The following is a 25,103-nucleotide window of genomic DNA, read 5'->3' as shown; positions in this document are numbered from 1 at the left end:
CTGGTGGAGCGTCAGGGCTCCGACAATAACGGTGTTCTAGGCGGCCGCCGAGATGCCGCGACCGATCATCACCGAGGCGACGCCGCGCAGCAGGGCGGCCGGGTCCAGGGGCTTGCCCAGCAGGCCGTCGAACAGCCGCTCGTCGATGCGCGCCGTGCCGTCGGCCGAGAAGGCGATCATCGGCGTCGTGCGGTTCGGGCCGTCGCCGTCACGGATGTGACGCGCGGCGGTCTCGCCGTCCATGATCGGCATGCGCTGGTCCATCAGGATCAGGTCGAAGGCGCGGGTCTGAGCGATGGCCAGGGCCTCGGCGCCGTTGCCAGCTTCGGTCAGGTCGACCGACAGGCCGCGCAGCACCACCGACACCAGGTCGCGATTGACCGGATTGTCGTCGACCACCAGCACGCGGCAGCCCGGGGCGCAGTCGGTGGTCCGCTCCGGCAGGCTCGCCGCCACGGGCGCGCCGATCATGGTGGCGGGCAGGTCGAACCAGAAGCACGAGCCTTCGCCGATCGTGCTCTCGACGCCGATCTCGCCGCCCATGGCCTCGACCAGGCCCTTGCAGATGGCCAGGCCCAGGCCGGTGCCGCCGTGGCGACGCGTCGATGAGCCGTCAACTTGGGAGAAGCGGACGAAGAGGGCGTTCAGGCGATCAGCGGGAATGCCGGCGCCAGTGTCACGCACGGCCAGCCGTAGACGGCCCTCGGCGTACGAGGCCTCGACGGCGACCTCGCCCTGGTCGGTGAACTTCACGGCGTTGCCGACCAGGTTCAGCAGGATCTGGCGCACGCGGTCGGTGGCCAGGTCCAGGCTGGCGGGCAGGGCAGGCAAGCCCTGGCTGCGCAGCGCCACGCGCTTCTCGCCGGCTTGCAGGGTGAACAGGTCCAAGGTCTCGGCGACCAGGCCGGCAGGCGCGCAGGGCGCGCGGACGATCTCGACCTGACCGGCCTCCAGCTTGGAGAAGTCGAGGATGTCGTTGACGGTCGACAGCAGGGCCTTGCCGGCGCTGGACACGCGCTCGACATAACGCTGAGTGGCCGGGGTCAGCTCGGGCTGTTCGGCGATCAGGCGCGAGAAGCCCAGCACGGCCGTCAGCGGCGTGCGCAGCTCGTGGCTCATGTTCGACAGGAACTCGGCCTTTACATTGGCCGCGGCCTCGGCCTCGGCGCGGGCGGCCTCCAGGGCCTCTTCCATCGCCTTGCGCGTGCTGATGTCGCGGATCACGTCCTGAATGCCGGTCATCACGCCGGCGTCGTTGAAGAACAGGGTCGGCTGGCCTTCCAGCCACAGCCATTGGCCATCGCGCTTGCGGCCTCGGAACTGCAGCGGCTCGGCCACCGCGCCAGGGCCGGCGGCGATCAGGGCGGCGTAGTAGGCCAGGACGCCGGGAACATCGTCGGGATGGGTCAGGTCGATGACCCGCCGGCCCATCAGCTCCTCGGGCTTGAAGCCCAGCATCGGCTTGCAGGCTGGCGACATGAAGGTGATCACGCCCTTGGCGTCCAGGCGCGAGATCATGTCGCTGGCGTTGTCGGCCATCAGGCGATAGCGGGCCTCGCTGTCGGCCAGGGCGTCGTCGATCGCCTTGCGGTCGGTGATGTCGCGGATCACGTCCGTCACCGCGTTGGGCTCGCCGGTCATCGGATCGCGGGTCAGCCTGGGCCGCGCCTCGACCCAACGCACCGAGCCGTCCTTGCGCTGGATGCGGTACTCGATGCTCCAGCCCGGCGGACCATAGAGGGCGCTGTCGAAGATCTCGGCCACGCGGGCGCGGTCCTCGGGGTGGATGAACTCCATGGCCAGGCGGCCGACGGCTTCTTCCGGCGCATAGCCCGAGATGGCGCGAACGGCGGGCGAGACGTAGCTGAACCGGCCGTCCAGCCCCATACGCGTGACCAGGTCGTTGGCGTTCTCGGTCAGCAGGCGATAGCGCTCGCCGGTCGCCTCGACCGCGCGCATGGCGTTGGAATAGTCGGTGACGTCCTGCAGAAGGCCGAACAGCGCCGACACCTCGCCGTGGTCGTCCAGTTCGCACAGGCCGCGCGCCATGACGTCACGGACCTCGCCGCTGGCCCGGATCAGCTGGACCCGCAGGTCGAAGCCGCCCTTCTGGGCGATGGCCCGCTCGATGCCCTGTTCCAGCACAGAGCGATGAGCCGGGGAGTAGTGGGTCAGGGAGCTTTCCACGGTCGGCGTGTAGGTGTCGGGGCTAAGGCCGAAGATCTGGAAAGTCTGGTCCGACCAGGACAGATGATTGGTGGCGATCTCGATGCGCCAGTGGCCGATGGCGGCCACGTTCTCGGCCAGCTCCAGCAGGCGCTGCTTCTCGGCGGTCTCGCGATGGGCCTTGGCCAGCTCGAACTCGTCGACGACGATGCGGGCCAGCAGCTTCAGGCGTTCCAGCTCGGTCTCGGCGGGACGGGCGCGAGGCTTGTCGTCGATGACGCAGAGGGTGCCGAGGTTGTGGCCGTCCTTCGTCGTCAGCGTCGCGCCGGCATAGAAGCGGATGTCGGGCGCGCCGGTGACCAGCGGATTGTTGGCGAAGCGGGGATCCTGGGTGGCGTCCTCAACCACCATGACCGCCTCGGGACCCATGGCGATGGCGTGGGCGCAGAAGGCGTCGCTGCGCGGGGTCGAATGGGCGTCCAGACCGACCTTGGCCTTGAACCACTGGCGTTCCTCGTCGACCAGCGAGACCAGCGAAATGGGCGTGTCGAACAGGTTGCCCGCCAGGTCGGTCAGGCGATCGATGGCCGCGTCCGCTGGGGTGTCCAGGACCTTGTAGGCCTTCAAAGCGGCCAAGCGCTGGGCTTCGCGAAGGTCCATGGGGTTAAGACGCGCCTCGATCCTACTAACGGTGGCTGGAGCGTACGAGGCGGGCGCCGTCATCGTCGTTAAAGGCGGGCGCGGCGGATTGGCGCAGGTCGGCGAACGGCGATTTGCAAAGAGGTGACGTTTGTCATGTCGGCCCGGTGACGGCCGGCACTGATGCGCTGGGCGAGGAGACGGCATGTTGGCTTCACTTCGAGGGAGCTGACCATGTCACCCAATCTTCCGCCGCCCATCGCGGCGATCTCCAAGGCGATCAAGCGGCGGGGCGCGACCCTGGCCCTGAACGGCCTGGACCTGATCATCCGCCCCGGCCAGTGCGTGGCCCTTTTGGGTCCCAACGGCGCGGGCAAGAGCACCAGCGTCGCCTTGCTGACCGGCCGCTTGCGCCCGGACACCGGCGAGGCGTTCCTGTTCGGCGGCGATCCGCGCGACGTGGCGGCCCGTGGCCGCATGGGCGTCATGCTGCAGGAGGCCGGCTTGCCGCGCACCTTGAGCGTCCGCGAGCAGATCGACCTGTTCCGGGGCTACTATCGCAAGCCCCGCCCGCTGGACGAGATCATCCGCCTGGCGGGTCTGGAAGGCCTGGAGCGCCGCCGCTGCGGGGCGCTGTCGGGCGGCCAGCAACGCCGCGTACAGTTCGCCCTGGCCATCGCCGGGAAGCCGGACTTCCTGGTGCTGGACGAGCCGACCACCGGCATGGACATCGACGCTCGCCGCGCCTTGTGGACCGCCGTCCGGGCCGAGATCGCCCGCGGCTGCGCGGTGCTGCTGACCACCCACCACCTGGACGAGGCCGAGGCCCTGGCCGACCGTATCGTGGTCATCGACCACGGCCAGGTCATCGCCGACGGCACGCCGGAAGCCATCAAGTCGCGGGTGTCGGGCGTGGCCATCCGGTGCCGCTCGCGCCTGTCCGACGCCGAGCTCTTGGGCCTGGCCCGCGTCACCGGCGTCAGCCGCGACGGCGGCCGCGTGACCCTGCTGACCACGTCGGCCCCCGCCACCCTGCGTGAGCTGCTGGCGCGTGACGAAACCGTCGATGACCTGACCGTCGCCGGCGCCTCGCTGGAGGACGCCGTCACCCGCCTGGTCGGAACCCAACGCCAAACCGAGGCCGCCTGAGATGCACACCCTGTCCGTCTATTTCCGTGAAGCCCGCGCCCAGGTCCTGGCCACCTGGCGCACCCCGCAGTTCCTGATCCCCAGCGTGGCCCTGCCGCTGCTGTTCTACGGAGTCATGGGCCTGGGCCTCAGCAAGGGGCGCGAGGAAGTCGCCCATTTCATGCTGGCCAACTATGTGATCTTCGCCGCCATCGCCCCGGCCATGTTCGGCTTCGGCGCGGCTGTGGCCGCCGAGCGCGAGGCCAAGCTGATCGAACTGAAGCAGATCGCCCCGCTGCCGGCCGGCGGCTACCTGATCGGCCGTCTGGCCGCCGCTCTGGCCCTGGTCGCGGCCTCAGTCGGGTTGCTGGGCGTGCTGGCCTATTTCGGTGGCGTGAAGATGGAGCCGTGGCGCTGGGGCGCGACCCTGGGTCTCGGCCTGGCCTCGGCCATCCCGTTCGCCTTGATCGGCCTGAACGTCGGCCTGCGTTTCGGCTCGCAAGGCGCCACCGCCATCGCCAACCTGCTGTTCCTGGGCTTCTCGCTGTTCGGCGGACTGTGGATGCCGCTGAGCATGATGCCCGACTGGTTCACCCGCATCGCCAAGGTCATGCCGTCCTATCACCTGGGCCAGCTGTCGCAGATGCTGTCGGGCATGCAGCCGATGGCCGACGTCCAGCAGCACGTCTCGATCCTGCTGGTGATCAGCGTCGCGGCCCTGGTCGGCGCCTGGGCAGCGTGGCGGCGGCAGGCGGCTTGACCGTGGCGAAGCGACCGAGCGACATCGCCGAGATGGAAACCTCGACTCGCATCAGCAGCGCGCCTCTGGCGGACGGCCCGAACCGGCGCCGCTGGAGTCTGGTCTTCCTGTCGTACGTGCCGTTCTACTTCATCTCGTGGCTGTTCCGGCGGCCCGGGGTGTTGGAGCTGGCGGCGTCGATCGGGGGCCTGCTGGCTTTCCTGGTACTGTTCTACCTCATCTGGCTGCGCAAGGGCCGACCGGCGCTGTGGCAGGTGCTGGCGCTCTACGCCATCGGCCTGTCGCTGTCGGGCTTCAACACCGGCTGGAGCGTCTACACCATCTACGCCATGTCGTTCGCCTCGCGGATGGGCTCGCGGCGGATGGCGGTGCGGACCATGATCGGCATGGAGCTGGTGCTGCTGGCGCTGGGTCCGTTCTTCATGAACTACAACTGGCCGGTCTGGGCCTCGGGCGTGCTGTTTGGCGGCATCACGGGCTTCGCGGGCCTGATGCAGGCCGACATCGAGCGCAAGAACGAGGAGTTGGCCCTGGCCCATGAGGAGGTCCGCGCCCTGGCCACCACGGCAGAGCGCGAGCGGATCTCCCGCGACCTGCACGACCTGCTGGGCCACACCCTGACCCTGGTGGCGGTAAAGGCTGAGCTGGCCGCCAAGCTGGTCAGCCGCGACGCCGACGCCGCCGAGCGCGAGATGCAGTCGGTCGCCGCCGCCGCCCGTGAGGCCCTGGCCGAGGTCCGCACCGCCGTGGTCGGCATGAAGGGCGCCTCGCTGACCACAGAGCTGGAACGCGCCAAGGTCGCGCTGGCCGCCGCCAATATCCAGGCCGAGGTCTCGGCCGCCGAGATCGACGGCTATCCCGGCCAGGAGGCGGTGCTGGCCATGGCCCTGCGCGAGGCCATCACCAACGTCATCCGCCACTCGGGCGCGACGGTCTGCAAGATCCGGGTGGCCCCCAGTCCCGTGGCCCTGACGCTCAGCATCGTCGATGACGGAAAGGGCGGGGGCCTGGCCGAGGGCTCGGGCCTGAAGGGCATGCGCACGCGCCTGTCGGCCATCGGCGGCGACCTCGACATCGTATCGGACAAGAGCGGGACGCGCCTGGTGGCCACCGCACCTGTGGAGACTGCCCAGTGATCCGCGTCGTCATCGCCGAAGACCAGAAGATGGTGCTGGGCGCCCTCAGCGCGCTGCTCGAACTGGAGGGCGACATCAAGGTGGTCGGCCGCGCGGCCGACGGCGTTGAAGCGCTGGAGCTGGTGCGGTCCGAGAAGCCGGACGTGCTGATCTCCGACATCGAGATGCCGAACCTGACCGGCATTGATGTCGCCTCACGCCTGAAGGCCGATGGCGCCAGCACCCGGGTCCTGATCGTCACCACCTTCGGCCGGCCCGGCTATCTGCGCCGGGCCATGGAGGCGGGGGTGAAGGGTTACCTCCTGAAGGACGGCCCCAGCAGCGTGCTGGCCGCCGCCGTGCGCACCATCGCTTCGGGCGGCCGCGCCATCGCGCCGGAGCTGTCGGAATCGATCTGGGACGCCGCGCCCGACCCGTTGACCGATCGCGAGCGCGAGATCCTGCGCCTGGCCGAGGAGGGGCGTTCGAACAAGGACATCGCCGAGGTGCTGGACCTCTCGCCCGGCACCGTCCGCAACTACCTGTCGGAAGCGGCCCAGAAGCTGGGTGCGGCCAACCGCGTCGAGGCCGGCCGGATCGCCCGCTCGAACGGCTGGCTCTAGGGGGCGCCGATCAGCTCGGCCGGATCGCCGTCCAGGTCGATGCGCTGGCGGACGATCTCCAGGTGGTCGCCGGCGTCGCGCATCTCGTAGAGCTTGCCGCGCGCCCGCTTGAACGGCCGATGGACGATCATCATCAGCTGGCCGTCGAAGCGGCGGAACAGCATGCCGTGACCGCTGTCATAGCGGACCAGAGGCTCCAACTGCTCCCACGGTCCGGCCAGGGTCCCGCTCTTCGAGCGCGCCTGGGACTGGACGTAGCCCTTGGCGTCATAGCTGGACCACAGCATCAGCAGGGTTCCGGTGCGGGTGCGAAACAGCTCCGGGCCATCGGTGACATAGGCCTTGTCGCCCTCGGGCTGGGTCTGTCCCTTGGCCCACGGCGCGTCACTGGCTTTGAATAGCGTGATCGATGGGCCGGTAGGGACGAGATCGGCGGAGACGGGCAGGGCCTCCATGGTCCCGTCCGTCGCCTGCAGCCATTCGTGGGCGTAGACGAACCAGGTCTGGCTGCCTTCCTGGTACAGCGTGCCGTCTAGGGTCATGAGGTCCTTCGGCGCGACCGGCTCGCCTTGGCGGACCAGGGAGAAAGGGCCCTCAGGACGATCAGCGACAGCCAGAACCGTGCCGCGCCGATAGGGCGTGCGTGCGCCCGTCGGCGACAGCTTGGCGGTCTCGTCGTGGAAGGTGGTTAGCAGCGCCCAGCGGCCGTTCCAGGCATGGACCTCTGGCGCCCAGGCGCCGCCCTTGAACCAGGCGTTCGTCGGCGCGACGAACACGGCCCGGGGCTTGTCCCAGTCCTTCAGGTCGCGGCTGACATACATCATGGTCCCGAGGCCCGGCGTGCCGCTGACCGCCGGGACGTTCGAGGTGTAGAGCCGGTAGAGGCCCGCTTTCGTGTCCGCGACGATCCAGGGATCGTGCAGCGGCATCTCCGGCAGGCGCATCTGCGCCCGGACGGGAGAGACCGCCAGAGCGATCAGCAGCGCGAGCGCGAGAGCCCTCACGCGCGGCCCCAGAGGCGCTCCCACTTCCAGCCCGTAAGGTCCTCGACGATCTTCTTGGACTCTTCGCTCTCGGCCTCGGTCGCGCCGGCGCGCAGGCGCTCGACCTCGTGGACCAGCACCGCGTGGGTGCGGGCGTTGAGGTGGAAGCGCCACGAGATCAGCATGCCGGCGATCATCACCACCAGCGGACCGCCGACCATGACCAGCACCAGGGCCTGGATGGCCAAGGGCGTCTGCACGGGCATCGGTTGGCCCTTGGCGGCCGAGACGAAGCCACCCATGCCGATCAGGGTGGTGGTCACGAGGATGGCGCCGGACTGGGCGATCTTGCGCACGAAGGTCATGACCCCGGCGAAGATGCCTTCGCGGCGCTGACCGGTGACGGCCTCGTCGACGTCGGGCAGGTAGTTGTAGACGCCCCACGGCACGAAGTTCAGCGTGCCGCGGCCCAGGCCCGCCAGGATGATCGGCACGAACAGCCAGAACAGTACGGCTGGACCCGCCTTGGCGCTGAAGATGTTGCCGCCCAGGCCCGCCACGCCCTCGGCGAAGCCCGCCGGCTTGATCAGGTAGAAGGCCAGGAACAGCAGCAGGGCCGCGCCCACGAAGCTGATGGCCATGCGGTAGGCGGCGGTCGGGCCGGTGCGGATGATGACGCGGATGGCGATCATCACCGAGATCAGCTGGGCGACGTACATGGTCGTCATCAGCTGCGAGATCAGCAGGGTCGAGCCCAGCATCACCGTGGCCACGAACAGCGGGAAGGCGGTGTTGAAGATGTCCTGGCTGATGTAGCCGCCCAGATACAGCGACAGGTGCTGGCGGAAGGCCTTGATGCGCAGGGTCGAGAACAGGTCGCGAAACATGTTGACCGGGATCAGCGCCGCCTTGGACCAGTCCATGGGCTCGGGCTGGATCAGCTTTTCGGCCTCGGTGTAGGGGCGCTCCCAGGATAGCAGGACGACGATGGTCACGACGATGCTGAACAGCACGCCGAAGATGCCGGCCATGATCAGGAAGGTGTTGGGCGAGTCCTTGCCGCCGAAGTGGCTGATGATCAGGGTCGGCAGGTACGAGGCCAGGATCGCCGAGCTCTGGGCGATCAGCATGCGGGCGCCCGCGAACTTGGCCTTTTCCTTGTAATCCTTGGTCATTTCCGCCGCGAGGGTTTCCCACGGGATCAGGAACATCGTGTACAGGAACTCGAAGAAGACGAAGGTCACCAGGTAGTAGGTGAAGGTCTGGCCCGTGACGAAGATCAGGGCGAAGGCCGGCAGCAGCGGGATGGTGATGATCAGGAAGATCTTCCGCCGGCCGATCTTACGCCCCACCCAGGTGTGGCGCAGGTTGTCGGAGATGTAGCCGATCAGCGGGCAGGTGATGGCTTCCAACAGGCGCGGCAGACCCAGGATCAGGCCCGTCTCCACCGGCGACAGCCCGCAGAAGGTGATGAAGAAATAGGCCAGCCAGCCGGTGATCACGGCCTGCGCGCCGGCCCCCAGCATGTCGCCGGAGCCCCAGCCCCAATAGTTCACCCAGGTGGGTTTGCGGATGTCCGGCGTGGCCATGGTCGTCTCTAGTCCCTTTGAGGTGGGGTCTTGGCGCCCCTTACCGGTCCGACCTTGTGGCCGGACCGGATGATGTGGAGTGAGTTAGATGAAGGCGCGCTGGAACTCGCCCAGGGCCAGCATGGCCAGCGACTGGCCGTAGGGCATCGAGGTCAGCGGGATGTCCTTGTAGCCCTGGATCGTGTCGAACACCGGGGTGCCGAACGAGACCTGCTGCAGCTCGCCCTTGTCGTCGATATTGGCCAGCACGCCCTTGATGGCGCGGATGGCGACGGCCTCGTATTCCTTGCCGATATAGCGCTTGCGCACGGCCTTCAGGACGCCATAGGCGAAGCCGGCCGTGGCCGAGGCTTCCAGGTACGAGGTCTTGTCGTTGATGATCGTGTGCCAGAGGCCGGTCTCTTGGTCCTGATACTCCGTCAGCGCCTTGATCTGGGCTTCCAGCGCGTCGATCAGGAAGGCGCGCAGGCCGTCGCCGGGCTTGAGGTCCAAGAGCTCGATGAACTCGGGAATGGCGATCGTCACCCAGCAGTTCCCGCGCGCCCACAGCGCGTCGGCGAAGTTGTGGCGGCCCTCGAAGGTCCAGCCGTGGAACCACAGGCCGGTCTTGCGGTCGGCCAGGTACTTGATGTGGACCATGAACTGGCGCTTGGCCTCCTCGACGAAGTCGGGGCGGTCGAGCAGCAGGCCGATCTTGGCCAGCGGCAGCACGCTCATCATGAGCGTGTCGTCCCACAGCTGCTGCGGGTTCTCGCTGTTGAAGACGATATGCTGGAAGCCGCCTTCCTCGGTGCGCGGACCCTCGTACATGACGTAGTCGGCCCAGGTCTCAAGGTACGGAATGTAGGTGTGATCGCCGGTGGCCTCGTACAGATAGGCCAGGGTCAGGAACGGCGAGACCGTGTTGATATTCTTGGTCGGGGTGCCAGCCTCGAAGCGGTCGGCGAACCACTGGGTCATGATGTCGAAGGCGCGCTCGTCGCCGTGCATCTCGTACTGCTTCCACAGGCCGTAGAGGCCGACGCCGTGGGTCCATTCCCAGTCGTTCCAGCCCTTGGTGTCGATCACCCGGCCGTCGTCCAGGCGCAGCAGGAACTCGCCGGTCTCGTCGGTGATGTCGACAAGGTTGCTGATCAGCGAGGCGATCTTGGCCTTGATGTCCTTGGCGTCCAGGCCATGGGCGAGATTGGGCACGGTAGTCTCCAGGAGTTCGGTATCAGGGTTTGAAGTCGGGGGCGGGCACGCGGGCGACGGGGAGGCCGCCGCGCACGGTCCGCAGGTTCACGAGCTTGACGGCTTCCAGGGCGTCGCCGGGGGCGCCGTCGCTAGTCACCGCGAGCGCGATGGTGTTCTTGCCGCGCGGATCGACGATGCCATTGGGCAGGACGAAGGTCCGCTGCGGGCCGACATGGGAGATGAACTGGCCCATGTTCCAGCCATTGACGAAGATCAGCACGCGGTAGCGCTTGTTCGGCGAGCGCGGCTTGTCCGGATCGCCGATGGTCAGGCCTAGCGTCGTGTCCTGGTCCTTGGGCAGGGCGAGGTCGAAGCTGGTGCGGTACCAAGTCGTGCCGGCGTAGGGCTTCGTATCGCCCATGTCGGCCTTGGCCCAGGACGTGTCCGGGAAGCCCGGCAGGTGCCAGCCCTCGCGCTCACCGTACTGGCCGCCGTTGTTGGGGTTGCCGCGCACCGGGTCCTGGATGTCCTCGCCGCCCTTGTTGCCCTGGATCTTCCAGGCGATCGGCACGGCGAAGCTGTAGGTCCCCGGACCCGACAGTGAGGCCGAAACCAGGCCACGCGCTTCCTTGTGGAAGTCGTCGGCGTCGAGGTCCCAGTTGTGGCCGTTGTTGCGAACCATGACCGACAGCACGTGCTCGCCGGTCCCGCGCAGATCCGCGGGCAGCTTGAAGGTCGCCACGCCTGTGGTGATCGGGCGGGGTAGGCCGCCGTCCAGCTCGTGCTCGCCGAGGAAGCGGCCGTCCAGCCAGACCTGCAGCATCCCTGCGCCGCCGGCGCCGTAGTGCAGGGTCAGGGTGTCGATGTCGGCCTGGCCCTGATAGCGGCCGCGATACCAGACGTCGCCCTGGTGGAAGCCGTAGGTGCTCATGTCCAGCGCCGGCTGGCCGGTGGGGCCACGCACGGTCGAGCCGCTGCGGCGGCCTTCGGTCTTGAGCCAGGCGGCGTCGTCGAACTTGGGATCGGCCTCGGGCGAGCCTGGGGCAGTTTTCCAGTTCAGCTTGGCCAGGTCGGGCAGGGCGATCGCGCCCGGACCTGCCAGGACCTTGTCGGCCAGCAGGCTGCCCGAGGCGGTGGTCTTGGTCGCGACCTTGGCGCCGTTCCAGCGGAGTGACGTCACGGCCTTGGGCGCGAAGACTTCCAGCGGGCTGTCGGTCTCGGTGTCGCCGGTGAGCGAGAGGACGCCGCCCTTGACCGGTGCGTTGCGGACCAGACCCGGACCGCGCACCAGCACCTCGTCACGCCGCCAGAAGGTCTGGCCGGTCTCGGCGTCGGCCAGGAGCAGAGTCAGGGGCGGGCGACCGCCGCCGGTGATCCGCACGCGGGCCAGGCCCTTGTGCGCGTAGGCCAGTTTCAGGTCGCCCTTGACCGCATCGAAGGTGGAGGTGACCTCGCCTTCGATCACCTCGACCTTCGGCGCGGACGTGTAGCGCAGCACCGCCTCGCCCGCCTCGCCAGCGCGGCCGTAGAGCAGGGCCACGTCGCCGCCGTCCTGTTTCAGGTGCGTCTGGATCTCGGACGTCGAATAGACCAGCCGCTGACCGCCCAGGTCGTAGCTGGCCATCAGCATCTTGCTGTCCTGGCCCTTGATCCGCGAGGGGACGACGTACTCGCCGTCGCGGGTCTTCAGCTTGAAGGTGAGGGCCTCGTCGCCGGTGGCGCTGCTGGGATTGTGGACCACCACATAGAGGTGGCTGCCGGTCTCGGCGTTGACGTTGTGATAGACGCGGACCTTGTCGTTCGACGGAACGACGGCCTCGCCCTTGTCCATGCGGGTCAGGTCGGGGACGGCGGCGATGAACTCGCCCATCTGCTTCATGACGCGGATCTTGTCGCGCAGGCCCCGGGTCTCGTCGATGGCCGAGCCGTAGTCGTACGAGGTGAACACCACCGGGGCCGGCAGCCAGCCCCAGCTGGTCCCACCATAGGTCATGTAGAAGCTCTGCAGCGTCAGGCCGTTGGCGATGTTGGTCCCGTAGAACACCCGCTGATAGCCGACGCCGCGGTGGATGGCCGTGCAGTCATAGTCGCCGTTGCTGCCCCAATAGTCGAACCAGCCGCCGCCGAACTCGGCCAGGAAGCCGGGCGTGTTCGGGCTGGCCAGAGCCCCGCCCTTGGCGCCGTTCGCGCCATAGATACCCCAGTCGGGGGCGACGCCGGGGCTGGCCGGCTTGCTGTCGACGCGGCAGTTGCCGCCCGGATAGCCGTCGAAGGCGTAGAGGTCGTTGGGCCCCTCCACCGTGCCGGGCACGTTCGAGCCCTTGGGCACCCAATAGCCGTTGCGGCCCTTGTCGTTGTGGAAGATCGGGACGGTGATACCGTCGGCCTTCGCCTTGTCGTACAGCCACTGCATGTAGCGCTGCTGGGGCGCGCCGACGACGTCCAGCTCGTTCTCGATCTGGTGGGCGATGACCGTGCCCTGGCCGGTGGTCAGCTGGTGGCGGGCGATAACGGCGTTGATGCGGGTCAGCCACTCGTCCGAGGCCTGGATATATTCCGGCGCGTCGGTGCGGGCGCGGGCGGCTTGATTGACCATCCAGCCGGGGAAGCCGCCGCGGGTCAGCTCGGCGTTCACGTAGGGCCCGGCGCGGGTGATGACGTACAGGCCTTCTTCCTTGGCCATGGTCAGCACGCGGTCCATGTCGCGCACGCCGCTGAAATCGTAGACCCCCTGCTTGGGCGAGTGGTAGCCCCAGTCGAAATAGATCGCGACCGTGTTGTAGCCGCTGGCCTTCATCTTCTGGAGGATGTCGCGCCACAGGTCTGGGCTGGGCACGCGGAAGGGGTGGAACTCGCCGCCCCACGAGAAGATGCGCTGGCCGTCGACCTTCAGCGAGTACTTGTCCCAGGTGATCTTGTGGGCTTCGGCGGGTTTGGCGACGGCGGCCTGGTCACCGCCTTCCTTCAGCACCGTGAAGTGGCGCACTGTGCCGGAAAGCTCAGGCAGTTCAGCCTTCTGGCTCCAGGTCCTGAAGCCGTCCTTGCTGTCGGAGTACCAGTAGCGCTTGGCCATGTACTCGTCGAAATAGATCCGCCACGCGCCGTCGGGCGTGCGGCTCATGGCCGGGCCTTCCAGGTAGCGACCCCAGCCAGCCCAGTCGCCCGTGCCCTTCGGCGCCCATGGCCCGTCCAGCGAGGGGGCGGTGTAGAGCTCGATGAACTTGGTCGTCTCGTTCTTGGCGAAGGCCTGGTACTGGCCGTCCTGGCGCACCACGAAGGTGTCGATGAAGTTGGGACCCAGGCCCGACAGCACCTTGGGCGCGCTCCAGTTGGTCAACGACGCATCAGAGGTGATGCGGTAGGGCTGGAACTGGCCGGCGATGCCGGTGGTCGAGACCGACAGGATCAGGCTGATCGACCCATCCTGGTCGACGAACCACTCCGGCGCCCAGCTGTTGGTCGCGCCTGCTACGTCGATCTTCACGTCGCGCAGGAAGGTCCAGTCGGTCAGGTCCTGGCTGCGGGCCAGGCCGATCGTGTCGCCGGTCCAGCCGGTGGTGTAGGCGACATAGTACCAGCCGTCCGTATGCTTCATCACGCTGGGATCGCGGATGAGGCCCTTGGGTGGCGTGTAGGCCAGCGGCTTCTTCAGCGTGAAGCGCGCACCATCGACCGAGTCGTACACGCTCATGTTCGACTGACTGGCGTTGGTGAACGCCGTCATCGTGTAGCGGACGGGCTCAGCCAGCGCGGTGGTCGCCAGCAGCGCCGTCACGAGGCCGAGAGCGGGGAGGGCGCGCATGCTCAGCCCTCGAAGTAGAAGACGGGTTTCAGCGGCCACTCGACCGGCTTGTTGTCGGGATGGACCTCCATCAGGTCGGCCATGAAGTCCCACCAGCGCTTCATCACCGGCTGCAGCGGCAGGGCGTCCTTCTTGTGGTCGGGGCGCAGGCGCAGCACGGCGAAGAGGCTCATGGTCTCCTCGTCCAGGAAGATCGAATAGTCGTGGATGCCCGCGTCGCGCAGGGCCTCGGCCAGGTCGGGCCAAAGCTCGTCGTGGCGGCGCTCGTACTCGGCGGCGACGCCTGGCTTCAGCTGCATGCGGAAGGCGAGGGGGCGGCTTTCCGTCGTCGTGCTCATCGTCTTCCTCCTGGTTATTCGTCTTGTTCTTTTTCTGGGTCGTCAGGTCAGGCGGTAGATCCGCCTGGCTGTTCCGGCGAACAGCGCGTCGCGTTCGTCGTCACTGAAGCTGGCCGTGATCGCGTCATAGGCGGCGTAGAAACCGCCGAAGCTGCCGTGTGCGCGCTCGACCGGGAAGTTGCTGGCGAACATGCAGCGCTCGACGCCGAAGGTCTCGATGACCTGGAGCACGAACGGCTTGAGGCTGGCGGTGGTCCACGACCGGTCGACCATGGCCAGGCCTGAAATCTTGCAGCTGACGTTCGGGCGCTTGGCCAGTTCGGCCAGGCCTTCGCGCCAGGCGGCTAGGCCCGCCTCGTCGCGATCGGTCGGCATGCCGGCGTGGTTGACGATCAGCGGGATGTCCGGATGGGCGTCGGCCAGCGCGGCCGCCGTCGCCATCTGCGAGGCGTAGAGCTGCAGGTCGAACGACAGGCCGTATTTGGCCAGCAGGGCGAAGCCCTCGCGCCATTGCGGGTCCTGGAGTTTGTCGCTCGGGCCGTAGGTCTTGGTCGGATCTTCGTGCCAGTTGACGATCTGGCGGATGCCCCGGACGGCCTTGCGGCTGGCGTGGGCCGCCAGCATCGCCTCGACATCGGGATCATCCAGATTGGCCCCGGCGACGACGCCGCCGATCACGCCGCGCTGGTCGGCGATGCTCTGCAGCCAATCGGTCTCGGACAGCTGGTCCTTGGGCGGCAGGCCGCATTCGACATGGACCACCTGGACGACGTTCCAGCCCTTCGCATCGGCCAGATAGTCGTCCAGGAGGTAGGACTTGTAGGCGATCCCGGACATGTCGCCGGCCGGGTTGCTGGGCAGCGGCGTGTCCTGGAGCCAGGCGTAATAGTGCCGATCGAGGTCCCACAGATGCATGTGGGGATCGACGATGGGGCCCGTGTACGCCATGGCTCCAGTACTCCTAGAACGTGGTCCGGCCGCCGGAGGTGTCGAAGGTGGAGGCGGTGGTGAAGCTGCACTCCTCCGACGCCATGAAGCAGACCATGGCGGCGCTCTCGTGGATCTCGCCCAGGCGGCCCATCGGGATCTTGCCCTTCATGTACTCGACCTGGCTGGCGGGCAGCTGCTCCAGGATCGGGCTCTCGAAGGTGGCCGGGGTCAGGCTGTTGACGATGACGCCCTTGGTGGCCAGTTCCTTGCCCAGCGACTTGGTCAGGCCGATCACCGCCGCCTTCGACGCCGAGTAGGCGCCGGCGTTGGGATTGCCTTCCTTGCCGGCCACCGAGGCGACGTTGACGATCCGGCCGTAGCCTTGGGCGATCATCAGCGGCGCGATCGACTTGCAGCAGTAGAAGACGCCGTTGACGTTGATGTCGAAGACGCGCTTCCAGCTGTCGGTCGGGTACTCGTACACCGGGGCCGTGGCGCCGGTGATGCCGGCCGAGGCGACCAGGATGTCGACGCGGCCCAGGGCGGCGTTGGCCGCCTGGCCGGCGGCCAGGACGGCGGCTTCGTCCGAGACGTCCAGCGCGACGGTGTGGGTCGCGCCGACTTCCTCGGCGGCTGCCTTCAGGCCATCGGCGTCAAGGTCCCACAGCGAGACCTGGCCGCCTTCGGCGACGATGCGCGCGGCCACGGCCTTGCCCAGGCCCGAGGCGCCGCCGGTGACGACCGCGACGCGGCCGGCGAAACGATTGGGATAAACGGTGCTCACTGGGCGCCGTCCTTCGACCAGGCCACGACGATCTGGCGCTGCTCGCCCAGCTTCTCGATGCCCAGGCGGATCTCGTCGCCGGCCTTCAGGTAGACGGGCTCGGGCTTCTGGCCCATGCCGACGCCCGGAGGCGTGCCGGTGGTGATCAGGTCACCCGGCTCCAGCGTCATGAACTCGCTGATGTACGAGACCAGCTTGCTGATCGGGAAGATCATGGTCTTGGACGAGCCGTCCTGCTTGCGGGCGCCGTTGACGTCCAGCCACATGCCCAGGTTCTGCGGATCGCCGACCTCATCCGAGGTGACCATCCACGGGCCGACCGGGCCAAAGGTGTCGCAACCCTTGCCCTTGTCCCAGGTGCCGCCGCGCTCGATCTGGAAGGCGCGTTCCGAGACGTCGTTGATCAGGACGTAGCCAGCCACGTAGTCCAGCGCTTCGTCTTCGGTGACGTAGCTGGCGCGCGAGCCGATCACGACGCCGAGCTCGACTTCCCAATCGGTCTTTTCCGAACCGCGCGGGATCATGACGTTGTCGTTCGGACCGGTCAGGCAGCTGACGGCCTTGGTGAACAGGACGGGCTCGGCCGGGATCGGCAGGTTCGACTCGGCGGCGTGGTCGGCGAAGTTCAGGCCCACGGCGATGAACTTGGACACGCCGTTCACCGGCACGCCGTAGCGGGGCGAGCCTTCGACGACGGGCAGGGTAGCCGGGTCGATGGCGGCGAGGGCCTTCAGGCTGGCCGGCGACAGCTGGGCGCCGGTGATGTCGGCCACGTGGCCCGACAGGTCACGGATCTTGCCTTCGGAATCGAGCAGGCCGGGCTTCTCGGCGCCCTTGGGGCCGTAGCGGAGCAGTTTCATGGGTCTACGCTTTCAAATGAATCAGCGGGCGTAAGGACGGTGCAAGCCGACCTCGCGATTGAGTTCGACGCCGAAGCCCGGCGCGTCGGAGAGCTTGAGCTTGCCGTTCACCGGAACGGGTTCGCCGATCAGCTGCGGGTGGAACATCGGCACCACCTCGTCGGCCTTCGGGGCCATCATCAGGAACTCGGCGAACGGGCTGTTATGGCGCGTGATGACGAAGTGGTAGCTGTACACGGACGAGCCGTGCGGGATCATCATCACGCCCTTGCTGTCGGCCAGGTTGGCGATCTTGATCAGCTCGGTGACGCCGCCGCACCAGCCCACGTCCGGCTGGATGATGTCGCAGCATTCCATCTCCAGCAGCATGCGGAAGCCCCAGCGGGTGGCTTCGTGCTCGCCGGTGGTGACCAGCATGCCCTTGGGGGCGTTCTTCTTCAGGTCGCGATAGCCCCAGTAGTCGTCGGGGCTGAGGGCTTCCTCGATCCACTTCAGGCCATACTCATGGGCCTTGTGGGCCAGCTTGGTGGCGTAGTTCAGGTCCAGCGACATCCAGCAGTCGAACATCAGCCAGAAGTCCTCGCCACAGCGCTCGCGCATGGTGGCCAGTTCTTCGATGTTCTTGCGCAGGCCCTCCTCGCCCTCGGCCGGGCCGTGGTGCAGGGGCATCTTGCCGCCGATGAAGCCCATCTGCTTAGCAAGATCGGGGCGCGCGCCCGTGGCGTAGAAGGTCAGCTCGTCGCGGACCTTGCCGCCCAGCAGGGCGTAGACCGGCTCCTGGCGCAGCTTGCCCAGCAGGTCATAGAGCGCCAGGTCGACGCCCGAGATGGCGTTCACGACCAGGCCCTTGCGACCATAGTACTGGGTGGAGAAGTACATCTGGTCCCAGATCTTCTCGACCTCGGTCGGGTCGCGACCTTCCAGGAAGCGGGCCAGGTGCTTTTCGACGATGTAGGCGGCGGGTTCGCCGCCGGTGGTCACCGCGAAGCCGATCGTGCCGTCGGCGGCCTCGATCTCGACGACCAGCGTGCCCAGCACGTTGATGCCGAACGACTGGCGGCTCTGGCGATATTCCGGGTAGCGCGACATCGGCGTGGCGATGTGGTCGTCGATCCAGTGGCCTTCGCCTTGGTCATGATAGTCGGCGCCGCCCCCTCGGACCACGAACGCACGCACATGCTTGATGACCGGAAACGCCATGGACGACGAGGCTCCAACCTTGGGGCGGTCGCTTCTAGCGCCGCCTGGGGACAAGGGAGATGCGCTTGCCGGAAGCGTTCCGGCAGGCCCGTGACGCCGCCTTTAGACCGCGCCTACCTCCCCAACATAACCTATGTCACGCTATCGGTTCGCGAGGCCGGCGCGCTCGTACAGAGTCGCCGTCGTTCCGCTTGCCTTGCGTTCCACAATATGAGAGGTAGTGCTACAAAATGAAACCAGCGTCAAGGGGAGCGGAACCGGTGGCGGCGGACGAAAACGCGACGACCAAGTCTCCCAGCGGCAGCCAAACCCTGTTCCGGGGCCTGGATCTGCTGGATGTGGTCGCCGAGTCCGGGACCATCGCGCTGCCGGCCCTGGCCAAGCAATTGGGCCTGACCCGCAGCACGACTCACCGTCTGGCCACGGCCCTGGTCGAGCGCCGTCTGCTCTCGCAGGCGCCGCGCGAAGGCTACAGCCTGGGCAGCAAGCTGCTGGAGCTGGGCTATCTGGCCAGCCAGCAGATGGACCTGCCGCGTATCGCGCGTCCGCACCTGGAAAAGCTGTGGGAAGAGACCGAGGACACCGTGCACCTGGGCGTGCTCGACGATGACCGGGCTCTCTATCTCGACAAGCTGACCGGCCGCCGCCGCATCAACATCAGCTCGCGCGTGGGCGATCGCCAGCCGGTCCGCTCGACCGGCCTGGGCAAGGCGCTGGTGCTGGACGAGACCGAGGACCGCTGGCGCACCCTGTATCGCTCGGAAGGCGCGGCCCTGCCGGGCGCTCCGGACGAGAAGCAGTGGATCGACTGGATGCGCGACTATTCCAAGCGCGGCATCGCCTTCGACCTTGAAGAGAACGAAGACCGCATCCGCTGCGTCGCCGCGCCGATCCGTGGGGCCTCGGGCCAGATCGTCGGCGCGATCAGTGTCTCGGGCGCGGCGCAATACATGGACGACGGCCGCATGACCACGCTGGTCGACGACGTGCGCGACACGGCCAACGCCATCGGTCGTGACCTGGGCTGGAACGGAAAGCGGCTGGCCCGCTGATGAGTACAAACAAGAGGTAGTTATGCTGCTGAAGGACAAGGTGGTGCTGGTGACCGGCGCCTCGCAGGGGATCGGCAAGGCCGCCGCGATCGGTTGCGCCCAGCACGGCGCGGACGTGGCGATCAACTACCACTCCGACGAGGCCGGCGCCGCCGACGCTGTCGCCCAGATCGAGGCTCTGGGCCGTCGCGCCATCGCCATCAAGGGCGACGTGGCGAATGTCGAGACCTCCAAGTCCTTCGTGCAGGCCGCTGTCGACGCGTTCGGCAAGGTCGACGTGTTCGTCAACAATGCCGGCATCTGCCCGTTCCACGCCTTCCTCGACATGCCGCCCGAGGTCATGGAGCGGACGATGAAGGTCAATCTGTTCGGCGCCTACTACATGGTGCAGGCGGCGGCCAACCAGATGGTCAAGCAGGGCAATGGCGGCGCGATCATCGCCGTCAGCTCAATCAGCGCCCTGGTCGGCGGCGGCATGCAGACGCACTACACCCCGACTAAGGCCGGCGTGCACAGCCTGATGCAGTCCACGGCTATCGCGCTGGGCAAGTACGGCATCCGCTGCAACTCGGTGCTGCCGGGCACCATCGAGACGGCGATCAACAAGGAAGACCTGGCCGACGTCGCCAAGCGCGAATACATGGCCGGCCGCATCCCGCTGGGCCGCCTGGGCGAGCCCGACGACTTGGCCGGCCCGATCGTGTTCCTGGCCTCGGACCTGGCCAAGTACGTGACCGGCGCGGCGCTGCTGGTCGACGGCGGCGCCTTCGTGAACCTGCAGTAGTCCGGTGATCGTCTCGTCCACGACGGACTTCCGCGAGGCGGCGCGGCGCAAGCTGCCGCGCTTCCTGTTCGACTATATCGACGGCGGCGCCTATGCCGAGCGGACCCTGGGCCGCAACGTCTCGGACCTGGCCGACATCGCCCTGCGCCAGCGGGTGCTGAAGGACGTCTCGGCTGGCGATCCCTCGACCACGCTGTTCGGCGTCAAGCAGGCCCTGCCGGTGGCCCTGGCCCCGGTCGGCCTGACGGGCATGTACGCCCGTCGGGGCGAGGTGCAGGCGGCGCGCGCGGCGGCCAAGAAGGGCGTGCCGTTCTGCCTGTCGACCGTGTCGGTCTGCGACGTCGACGAGGTCAGCAAGGCCTCGTCCGCGCCGATCTGGTTCCAGCTCTATGTGCTGCGCGACCGGGCCTTCATGCGCGACCTGCTGGCCCGCGCCAGCGCGGCGGGCGCGACGGCTCTGGTCTTCACGGTGGATATGCCCGTGCCCGGCGCTCGCTATCGTGACGCGCACTCGGGCATGAGCGGCCCCAACGCCGCCGCGCGCCGCATGGTGCAGGCGATGTTCAAGCCGCAATGGGCCTGGGATGTCGGGCTGATGGGCCGTCCGCACACCTTGGGCAATGTCGCCCCGGTGCTGGGCGCCAATTCTGGCCTCGAGGACTTCATGGGCTGGCTGGGGGCGAACTTCGACCCCTCCATCCAGTGGAAGGACCTGGAGTGGATCCGCGACCTGTGGAAGGGCCCGCTGATCATCAAGGGCGTGCTCGATCCCGAGGACGCCAAGGCCGCCGCCGACATCGGCGCGGACGGGGTCGTGGTCTCCAACCACGGCGGCCGCCAGCTGGACGGCGTGTTGTCGTCGGCCCGCGCTCTGCCGGCCATCGCCGAGGCGGTCGGTGACCGGCTGACTGTGCTGGCCGATAGCGGCGTGCGTTCGGGCCTGGACGTGGTGCGGATGCTGGCCCTGGGCGCCAAGGGCGTGCTGCTGGGCCGAGCCTTCGTCTACGCCCTGGCGTCGCGTGGCGAGGCCGGCGTGACCCAGTTGCTGGACCTGATCGAGAAGGAGATGCGCGTGGCCATGGCCCTGACGGGCGTGCGCGACGTCGCCTCGATCGACCGGTCGATCCTGGCCGAGCTGGAGCGGTGATCGCCGCGCTGGCGATGGCCATGGGCGTCACGATCGTGACGCCAGCGCCCCCTCGGGTGGTCATCGCCAGCGACTCCACCGCCGCCAACTACGGCCCGTCCCAGTACCCGCAGATGGGCTGGGGCATGGTGCTGAAGTGCTCGTTGGAGCCGGGCGTCGAGGTCGTGAACCTGGCGCGCGGCGGCCGCTCGACCAAGACCTTCATCGAAGAAGGCCTCTGGGACCAGCTGCTGGCCCAGCTGAAGCCCGGCGACACGGTCCTGATCCAGTTCGGCCACAACGACGCCGACACCAAGAAGATCGTCCGCTTCACCGATCCGAACGGGGCCTACGACGTCAATCTGCGCCGTTTCGTGGCTGAGGTGCGGGCTAAGCAGGGGGAGCCGGTGCTGGTCACCCCGATCGCCCGCTGGCTGTGGGAGAACGGTCAGCCTAAGGACGCACACGCGGCCTATGCCGCCACGATCCACCGCGTGGCGACCGACCTGAAAGTCCCGCTGGTCGACCTGGACGGCGACATGATGGCGGCGCAGAAGGCGAGGGGGCAGATGGCCTCGCGCGGGCTCTATCTGCAGTACCAGCCCTACGATGGCGTCGCCCGCTTCCCCGAGGGGATCAAGGACGACACCCACATCAACGAGCAGGGCGCGCGCCTGGGCGCGGCTCTGGTGGCGACCCGGCTGGCCAAGCTGAAGCTGCCGCTCTCGCGTTACGTCCATCCCGCGCCGCTGGACAATCAGGCCCGGCTGGGCGGGCCAAGCTGCCCATAGATAGAAAAATGGAGCGTCCCGGGAGGGAGACGCTCCATAGGCCGGCACGGGGGATGGCCGGTGAAAAGTGCGCAGCGGCGCCCGAGGAGGCGACAGACCGCTGACAGAGAATATCTCAAAATATGAGATATCATCCGATATAATGAGATTGCTTGACAGCTTGCCGGGTGTCAAGCCAAAGGTGCGAGAGAGCCTAAAGTGGCCTGACCAATGGGAGGTGTCGTATGTCGAGCCCGTTCCGGCCCGTGCCGTTCGCTTGCGCCATCCTGGCCGCTGTCGTCCCGGCCCAGGCCCTGGCCCAGCGTGCCGAATACACCTTCAACGACGGCTGGCGGATGGCGACGGGCGAGATCGCCGGCGCCGAGAAACCCGACTTCGACGACGCCGCCTGGAAGGCCATCACCTTGCCGCGCGCCTTCAACGAGGACGAGGCCTTCAAGGTCGACATCCACGACCTGAAGGGCGGGATCACCTGGTACCGCAAGCGCTTCGTCGTGCCGGCCGGCTTCGAGAAGGCGTTCCTGGAGTTCGAGGGCGTGCGCCAGGCCGGCGATGTCTATGTCAACGGCGTGCTGGCCGGCGGCCACGAGAACGGCGTCACGGCCTTCGGCGTCGACGCCTCCAAGCTGCTGCGGCCCGCGCCGTTCGAGAACGTCGTGGCCGTGCGCGTCGACAGCGACTGGAAGTACAAGGAGAAGGCCACCGGCAGCGGCTTCCAGTGGAACAACAACAACTTCAATGTGAACTACGGCGGCATCCACCGCGCCGTGCGGCTGCACCTGACCGGTGGCCTGCACCAGACCCTGCCGCTGTATGCCAGCCTGGGCACGACGGGCGTCTACATCTGGGCCGACGACTTCGACATCAAGGGCCGTGCGGCGACCGTCCACGCCGAGTCCGAGGTCCGCAACGAGACCGATCGCCCACGCACCTTCAGCTACCGCGTCACCGTCCGTGACATCGACGGCAAGGCGGTCGGTGAGTTCGCCGGGCCGACGGTCACCCTGGCGCCCGGCGAGACCCGCGTCGTCTCGGCCAAGCAGCGCCTGTCAGGCCTGAACTTCTGGAGCTGGGGCTACGGTTATCTCTACGCGATCGGCACGTCCCTGGTGGAGGATGGCAAGGCGGTGGACGAAGTCACCACCCGCACCGGCTTCCGCAAGACCGGTTTCGGCCAGGGCATGGTCCGGCTGAACGACCGGGTGATCCAGGTCCACGGCTACGCCCAGCGCACCAGCAACGAGTGGCCGGCCCTGGGGACGGACATCCCGCCGTGGATCAGTGACCTCTCCAACGCCCTGATGGTCGAGAGCGGCGGCAATCTGGTGCGCTGGATGCACATCACGCCGGCCCGCCAGGACGTCACCTCGGCCGACCGCGTGGGCCTGCTGCAGGCCATGCCCGCCGGCGACGCCGAGAGCGACGTCACCGGCCGCCGCTGGGACCAGCGCAAGGAGGTCATGGCCGACGCCATCGTCCGCTTCCGCAACAGCCCCTCGATCGTCTTCTACGAGGGTGGCAACGAGAACATCAGCGACGAGCACATGGCCGAGCTGAAGGCCATCCGCGACAAGCTGGACCCGCACGGCGGCCGCGCCATCGGCTCGCGCGAGATGCTGTCCAGCAAGGTCGCCGAGTACGGCGGCGAGATGCTCTACATCAACAAGAGCGCCACCAAGCCCGTCTGGGCGATGGAGTACTCGCGCGACGAGGGCGCGCGGAAGTTCCAGGACGACTTCACCCCACCGTTCCACAAGGATAGCCCTGACTACAACCGCAACCAGGACAGCCACGCGGCCGAGAATGTCCGCCGCTGGTACGACTACTGGCGCGCGCGGCCGGGCGGTGGCGACCGGGTCAGCTCGGGCGGCGTCAACATCGTCTTCTCCGACAGCAACACCCACTTCCGCGGCGACAACAACTACCGCCGCAGCGGCGAGGTGGACGGCATGCGCCTACCCAAGGAGGGCTTCTACGCCCACCAGGTGATGTGGGATGGCTGGGTCGATGTCGAACGGCCGCGCAGCCACATCATCGGCCACTGGAACTACGCGCCGGGCACGGTGAAAGACGTGCTGGTCGTCTCCAGCGCCGACAAGGTCGCGCTGAGCCTGAACGGCCGTTCGCTGGGCTTCGGCAAGAAGAGCGACGGGTTCCTGTTCACGTTCCCGCAGGTCGCCTGGATGCCGGGCAAGCTGGAGGCGGTCGGTTACGACGCCAAGGGCAAGGTCGTCTCGCGCCACGCCCTGGAGACGACTGGCGAGCCGGCTGCCCTGCGCCTGACGCCACGCACCGGGCCGGGCGGCTGGAAGGCCGATGGTTCGGACCTGGCGCTGGTCGATGTCGAGGTCGTCGACAAGCAGGGCCGGCGCGTTCCGACGGCGCTGAACACCATCAGCTTCTCGACGACGGGACCGGTGGAATGGCGCGGAGGCATCGCCCAGGGCGACAGCCTGGGCCGCAAGCCCGCGCCGCCGGCCTCGACCGAGCCCGAGAAGGCCGCCGGCGCGGACCAGGTGACCAAGTTCCCTGGCGCGGCGCGCTCGGACGACAACTTCATCCTGTCCAAGACCTTGCCGGTCGAGGCGGGGATCAACCGCGTGTCGCTGCGCTCGACACTGGAAGCAGGGAAGGTCACCGTTACCGCCAAGGCCGAGGGCCTGCCGGACGCCTTGATCACCCTGGACGCCGCCGCGCCGCCCAAGGCCGCTGGCCGCTGGCCCGTGGGCGACGACGCCTTGCCGGTCAGCCTTGCGCGCGGTCCCACACCGTCGACGCCGTCGTTCAAGCCCTGGCGGGTGAGTGTGCGTCCGGCGCAGACCATCGCCGGCTCGAACGCCGACACCGTCGCCCTGGCCCAGGACGATGACGAGATGACCCACTGGGCCAGCGACGGCCAGCTGGCCAACGCCTGGATCGAGTACCGCCTGGACAAGCCCCAGGTGGTCGACGAGCTGGAGCTGAAATTGATCGGCTGGCGCCTGCGCTCATACCCGCTGCGCATCACCATGGACGGCGTGGTGGTCTATGAGGGCGTGCCGGCCAAGAGCCTGGGCTACGTGGTGCTGCCGCTGAAGGCGGTGAAGGGCTCGCGCCTGCGGATCTCCTTGACCGAGCCGACGGTGGACCGCGATGCGTTCGGCAAGATCGTCGAGATCACCGGCGCGCGGGCTGGCCTAGATACGGGCGCGGAAAAGGTCGCGGCCGGTGGGGGCCTCGGCATCATCGAGGCCGAGCTCCACCGGCGGGTGAAGTAG

19 protein-coding genes are annotated in these 25,103 nt (G+C 67.8%); 9 read left to right on the top strand and 10 right to left on the bottom strand.

Annotation, left to right across the window (positions count from 1 at the left end):
- Positions 1-36: 36 nt before the first annotated feature.
- On the bottom strand, positions 37-2,826 hold the full coding sequence (locus AC1RRR_RS07305) for a PAS domain S-box protein (RefSeq protein ID WP_492811701.1): 2,790 nt from the start codon (positions 2,824-2,826) through the stop codon (positions 37-39).
- A 213-nt stretch (positions 2,827-3,039) separates the two neighbouring features.
- Between AC1RRR_RS07305 and AC1RRR_RS07300 the strand changes: the two genes are divergently transcribed.
- Genes AC1RRR_RS07300 through AC1RRR_RS07285 form a run of 4 tightly spaced genes read left to right on the top strand, consistent with a single transcriptional unit; the run spans position 3,040 to position 6,431 of the window.
- Positions 3,040-3,954 (top strand): ABC transporter ATP-binding protein, encoded by a 915-nt coding sequence (locus tag AC1RRR_RS07300; RefSeq protein WP_492811699.1) that lies wholly within the window; start codon positions 3,040-3,042, stop codon positions 3,952-3,954.
- A 1-nt stretch (position 3,955) separates the two neighbouring features.
- Positions 3,956-4,693: an ABC transporter permease gene (locus tag AC1RRR_RS07295; RefSeq protein WP_492811697.1), complete on the top strand. Its 738-nt coding sequence runs from the start codon at positions 3,956-3,958 to the stop codon at positions 4,691-4,693.
- Positions 4,694-4,695: 2 nt separating this feature from the next.
- A complete protein-coding gene (locus tag AC1RRR_RS07290; RefSeq protein WP_492811695.1) occupies positions 4,696-5,829 on the top strand; it encodes a sensor histidine kinase in 1,134 nt (377 codons plus the stop codon).
- A complete protein-coding gene (locus AC1RRR_RS07285; RefSeq protein ID WP_492811693.1) occupies positions 5,826-6,431 on the top strand; it encodes a response regulator transcription factor in 606 nt (201 codons plus the stop codon). Before AC1RRR_RS07290 ends, AC1RRR_RS07285 begins: the two co-directional genes overlap by 4 nt.
- Here AC1RRR_RS07285 and AC1RRR_RS07280 read toward each other — a convergent pair.
- From AC1RRR_RS07280 to rhmD, 9 genes are all read right to left on the bottom strand, one after another.
- Complete coding sequence (locus tag AC1RRR_RS07280) at positions 6,428-7,435, bottom strand: glycoside hydrolase family 43 protein (protein ID WP_492811692.1); 1,008 nt, start codon at positions 7,433-7,435, stop codon at positions 6,428-6,430. The genes AC1RRR_RS07285 and AC1RRR_RS07280 overlap by 4 nt on opposite strands.
- A complete protein-coding gene (locus tag AC1RRR_RS07275) occupies positions 7,432-9,003 on the bottom strand; it encodes an MFS transporter (RefSeq protein ID WP_492811691.1) in 1,572 nt (523 codons plus the stop codon). The genes AC1RRR_RS07280 and AC1RRR_RS07275 overlap by 4 nt, the downstream gene beginning before the upstream one ends.
- 84 nt (positions 9,004-9,087) lie before the next feature.
- Positions 9,088-10,197 carry a beta-galactosidase BglB gene (gene bglB, locus AC1RRR_RS07270; RefSeq protein WP_492811690.1) on the bottom strand — a complete coding sequence of 370 codons (1,110 nt, stop codon included), beginning with the start codon at positions 10,195-10,197 and terminating at the stop codon, positions 9,088-9,090.
- Positions 10,198-10,219: 22 nt separating this feature from the next.
- Positions 10,220-13,981 (bottom strand): beta-galactosidase, encoded by a 3,762-nt coding sequence (locus tag AC1RRR_RS07265; RefSeq protein WP_492811688.1) that lies wholly within the window; start codon positions 13,979-13,981, stop codon positions 10,220-10,222.
- Between the two features lie 2 nt (positions 13,982-13,983).
- A complete protein-coding gene (gene rhaM / locus AC1RRR_RS07260) occupies positions 13,984-14,319 on the bottom strand; it encodes an L-rhamnose mutarotase (RefSeq protein ID WP_223390517.1) in 336 nt (111 codons plus the stop codon).
- A gap of 42 nt (positions 14,320-14,361) precedes the next feature.
- Complete coding sequence (locus AC1RRR_RS07255) at positions 14,362-15,267, bottom strand: amidohydrolase family protein (RefSeq protein WP_492811686.1); 906 nt, start codon at positions 15,265-15,267, stop codon at positions 14,362-14,364.
- Between the two features lie 13 nt (positions 15,268-15,280).
- Entirely contained in the window at positions 15,281-16,033 is a 753-nt protein-coding gene (locus AC1RRR_RS07250) for an SDR family NAD(P)-dependent oxidoreductase (protein WP_492811685.1), read from the bottom strand.
- Positions 16,030-16,893, bottom strand: a complete 864-nt coding sequence (locus AC1RRR_RS07245; RefSeq protein WP_492811684.1) for a 2,4-didehydro-3-deoxy-L-rhamnonate hydrolase — start codon at positions 16,891-16,893, stop codon at positions 16,030-16,032. Before AC1RRR_RS07245 ends, AC1RRR_RS07250 begins: the two co-directional genes overlap by 4 nt.
- A gap of 21 nt (positions 16,894-16,914) precedes the next feature.
- Positions 16,915-18,093, bottom strand: a complete 1,179-nt coding sequence (gene rhmD, locus AC1RRR_RS07240) for an L-rhamnonate dehydratase (RefSeq protein ID WP_492811682.1) — start codon at positions 18,091-18,093, stop codon at positions 16,915-16,917.
- 230 nt (positions 18,094-18,323) lie between these two features.
- Here rhmD and AC1RRR_RS07235 point away from each other — a divergent pair, with 230 nt between their 5' ends.
- From AC1RRR_RS07235 to AC1RRR_RS07215, 5 genes are all read left to right on the top strand, one after another.
- On the top strand, positions 18,324-19,145 hold the full coding sequence (locus tag AC1RRR_RS07235; protein ID WP_454716866.1) for an IclR family transcriptional regulator: 822 nt from the start codon (positions 18,324-18,326) through the stop codon (positions 19,143-19,145).
- 22 nt (positions 19,146-19,167) lie between these two features.
- Positions 19,168-19,929, top strand: a complete 762-nt coding sequence (gene lra1, locus AC1RRR_RS07230; protein WP_454716865.1) for an L-rhamnose 1-dehydrogenase Lra1 — start codon at positions 19,168-19,170, stop codon at positions 19,927-19,929.
- 4 nt (positions 19,930-19,933) lie between these two features.
- Positions 19,934-21,076 (top strand): FMN-dependent L-lactate dehydrogenase LldD, encoded by a 1,143-nt coding sequence (gene lldD / locus AC1RRR_RS07225; RefSeq protein ID WP_492811680.1) that lies wholly within the window; start codon positions 19,934-19,936, stop codon positions 21,074-21,076.
- Positions 21,073-21,846, top strand: coding sequence for a rhamnogalacturonan acetylesterase (locus AC1RRR_RS07220; RefSeq protein ID WP_492811678.1), 774 nt, complete (start codon positions 21,073-21,075; stop codon positions 21,844-21,846). Before lldD ends, AC1RRR_RS07220 begins: the two co-directional genes overlap by 4 nt.
- 224 nt (positions 21,847-22,070) lie before the next feature.
- Positions 22,071-25,103: a glycoside hydrolase family 2 protein gene (locus AC1RRR_RS07215; protein WP_492811677.1), complete on the top strand. Its 3,033-nt coding sequence runs from the start codon at positions 22,071-22,073 to the stop codon at positions 25,101-25,103.

It is taken from the genome of Caulobacter sp. GW821-FHT12D05, from assembly GCF_058807295.1.
Note: the sequence above shows the minus strand (reverse complement) of the source record. Positions and strands in the feature narration are given on the sequence as shown.

Coding starts and splice junctions, on each gene's coding strand:
- AC1RRR_RS07265 (WP_492811688.1), bottom strand. CDS start 13,981: ATGCGCGCCCTCCCCGCTCTCGGCCTCGTGACGGCGCTGCTGGCGACC.
- AC1RRR_RS07245 (WP_492811684.1), bottom strand. CDS start 16,893: ATGAAACTGCTCCGCTACGGCCCCAAGGGCGCCGAGAAGCCCGGCCTG.
- rhmD (WP_492811682.1), bottom strand. CDS start 18,093: ATGGCGTTTCCGGTCATCAAGCATGTGCGTGCGTTCGTGGTCCGAGGG.
- AC1RRR_RS07305 (WP_492811701.1), bottom strand. CDS start 2,826: ATGGACCTTCGCGAAGCCCAGCGCTTGGCCGCTTTGAAGGCCTACAAG.
- AC1RRR_RS07300 (WP_492811699.1), top strand. CDS start 3,040: ATGTCACCCAATCTTCCGCCGCCCATCGCGGCGATCTCCAAGGCGATC.
- AC1RRR_RS07295 (WP_492811697.1), top strand. CDS start 3,956: ATGCACACCCTGTCCGTCTATTTCCGTGAAGCCCGCGCCCAGGTCCTG.
- AC1RRR_RS07215 (WP_492811677.1), top strand. CDS start 22,071: ATGTCGAGCCCGTTCCGGCCCGTGCCGTTCGCTTGCGCCATCCTGGCC.
- lra1 (WP_454716865.1), top strand. CDS start 19,168: ATGCTGCTGAAGGACAAGGTGGTGCTGGTGACCGGCGCCTCGCAGGGG.
- AC1RRR_RS07235 (WP_454716866.1), top strand. CDS start 18,324: ATGAAACCAGCGTCAAGGGGAGCGGAACCGGTGGCGGCGGACGAAAAC.
- AC1RRR_RS07275 (WP_492811691.1), bottom strand. CDS start 9,003: ATGGCCACGCCGGACATCCGCAAACCCACCTGGGTGAACTATTGGGGC.
- rhaM (WP_223390517.1), bottom strand. CDS start 14,319: ATGAGCACGACGACGGAAAGCCGCCCCCTCGCCTTCCGCATGCAGCTG.
- AC1RRR_RS07255 (WP_492811686.1), bottom strand. CDS start 15,267: ATGGCGTACACGGGCCCCATCGTCGATCCCCACATGCATCTGTGGGAC.